General features: G+C 70.4%; 1 protein-coding gene. It reads right to left on the bottom strand.

Annotated features, from left to right (window positions below; all coding sequences use genetic code 11):
- Positions 1-235 precede the first annotated feature (235 nt).
- A partial coding sequence (locus tag ABD308_RS20140) for an SDR family NAD(P)-dependent oxidoreductase (RefSeq protein ID WP_344337218.1) occupies positions 236-919 on the bottom strand: 684 nt, incomplete at its 5' end.

The raw sequence follows: 919 nt of genomic DNA, 5'->3' as shown, positions 1-919 counted from the left end.
GGGCGGTGCCGAAGCCGAGCTGGCCGGGAAGGATGTTCTTCAGGGACATGACGGTGCCTTTTCGATCAGTGCCGCCGGGGCATGACGGTGCCCCGGACGCGGAGTGCGAGGCGCGAGGGGACGGGCGCCTCCGGAGGCGTTCCAGGTAGATGCGGAAGCGCCTTACATGTGAAGACAATAGTTGCAGACGCGGGGCAATGCAAGTGCCGACCCGCCTCCGGTCACGTCACCACGCTCAGGGGAGGATCGTCGGCAGGAGGCCGCCGTCGACGCCGAGCGCCCTGCCGGTGGTGGCCGAGGAGTGCTCGGAGGCCACGTACGTGATCATGCTGGCGACCTCGTGGGGGCGGATGAGCCGCCGGAGCAGGGACGCGGCGGCGCGGTTCTCCGCCAGGTAGCGCCGCTCCTGCTCGGCGGGGCCGAGACCGGGGTAGAGCTCCTCGAACATGGCCAGCACGCCATCGCTCATCGTCGGCCCGGGGAGCACGCAGTTCACCGTGACCCCGCTGCCCGCGACCTCCTGGGCCATGCCCCGGGAGACGGCCAGCTGCGCGGTCTTGGTCATCCCGTACTGGACCATGTCGGGCGGCGTCTGGACACCGGCCTCGCTGCTGACGAAGATCACGCGGCCCCAGCCGCGCCCGACCATCCTCGGCGCGTAGTGGCGGGCCAGGCGAACGCCGGAGAGCACGTTGACCTCGTAGAAACGCAGCCAGTCCTCGTCGGGGATCTCGAACACGGGCTTCGTTTCGAAGATGCCGGTGTTGTTGACCAGGATGTCGACGTCGGGCAGCTGCCGGACCAGCTCGGCCGTCCCGGCGGCCGTGCCGACGTCGGCCGCGATCCCGCGCCCGCCGATCCGCTTCGCCGTCTCCGCGACGCGGTCGGGATTGCGGCCGTTGACCACGACATCGGCTCC

The sequence above is a fragment of the Kitasatospora putterlickiae genome, assembly GCF_039527695.1.
Lineage (GTDB): Bacteria > Actinomycetota > Actinomycetes > Streptomycetales > Streptomycetaceae > Kitasatospora > Kitasatospora putterlickiae.
The sequence above is the reverse complement of the archived record's forward strand: the minus strand, read 5'-3'. Positions and strand labels throughout refer to the sequence as shown.